The organism is Shewanella sp. SW1 (assembly GCF_025653545.1).
Lineage (GTDB): Bacteria > Pseudomonadota > Gammaproteobacteria > Enterobacterales > Shewanellaceae > Shewanella > Shewanella oncorhynchi.
Genome location: NZ_JAKKSG010000050.1, coordinates 1 through 1,240, shown reverse-complemented (window position 1 = coordinate 1,240; position 1,240 = coordinate 1). Strand labels below are relative to the sequence as shown.

General features: G+C 40.6%; 1 protein-coding gene. It reads left to right on the top strand.

All coding sequences use genetic code 11. The features are described from left to right. The first annotated feature begins 126 nt into the window (after positions 1–126). The gene (locus tag L5M71_RS22960; protein WP_263209980.1) at positions 127–1,230 is read left to right on the top strand and encodes an ISAs1-like element ISSpu13 family transposase; all 1,104 of its coding nucleotides are present in this window, start codon (positions 127–129) and stop codon (positions 1,228–1,230) included. The last annotated feature ends 10 nt before the right edge of the window (positions 1,231–1,240 follow it).

Below are 1,240 nucleotides of genomic sequence, written 5' to 3'. Positions count from 1 at the left end.
CAGGGGCTGATCATACTCGATCGCTTTTTATGCATAACCCTTAAAAACAATGAGATAAGAAATAGCTTGATTGATCCCGCCAATGTGATCAAATAGGTCACTTTTTCTTTGTCTTTTGACCTATATATGCTCAAACATCTCGATAACATTGCTGATTGCCGTTCCCATATAAATCAAGAACATGATGTCATTGACATCTGTTTTCTTGTGCTTAGTGCCGTCATCTCAGGCGCTCAAAGCTGGTCTGCTTGCCATGAATTCGGCACATTGAAATTGGAATGGTTACGGAAATACCGCCCCTTTACCAATGGTATTCCCAGCCAGCAGAGTATTGGTCGTATTTTTAGAGGAGTGTCGAAGCAATCACTGCTTGATGCACTGATGAGTTGGGTGAATGAGTATCGCGTCAATACAGGACAATCTTCTATTGCTATCGATGGTAAAGTGTTAAAAGGTGCCAAAGCATCAGCCTCAAGTGCGGCGTTACATATGGTAACCGCATATGATACAGGCTCTGGCTTAGTATTCAGCGCGAAATCAGGTGCGAGTAAAAAGAGTGAACTTAAACTTGTGCAAGAACTGCTTACGTGTCTTGATTTGAAATCGGAATTACTTACATTTGATGCGTTGCACTGTCAATCACAAACACTTGATTACATAGCAAAAGAAGGTGGAGATTGCATTCTGCAAGTAAAAGGGAATCAGCCCAAACTGTACGAGGCTCTACAGGCACAATTTACTGATTACATTGAAAATAACCCTGATGCAGAATGCTTTACCGAAACTAATAAAGGGCATGGTCGAGTTGAAAAACGAATAACGTTTCAATGTCCACTGAATTTACCCGCCGAGATAAAGATGAAGTGGTCTCAACTAAAAACATTAATCGCAGTAGAACGTCATCGAAAAGTGGGTAATAAAACCAGTATAGACACACATTTTTATGTCAGCAGTGCAGTGCTAACATCAGAAGCCTTTGGTAGAGCGATTAGGGCTCATTGGCAAACTGAAAATAATCAACATTGGCTTTTAGATAAGCTATTTCAAGAAGATAAGCAGAAAATGTATGATGAAGATGGCGCCAGTATCTTGGCCATTTTACGCCGCTGGGCCTTAAATCTGGTGAAATTACACCCAGCTAAAACCAGCCAAACTCAAAAATTTAATCGAGCATGTTGGAGTGATGACTTCAGAGAAGAGATTATTTTTGGAACTGGTCAAAAAGTGTAATCAGCCCCTG

Coding starts and splice junctions, on each gene's coding strand:
- L5M71_RS22960 (WP_263209980.1), top strand. CDS start 127: ATGCTCAAACATCTCGATAACATTGCTGATTGCCGTTCCCATATAAAT.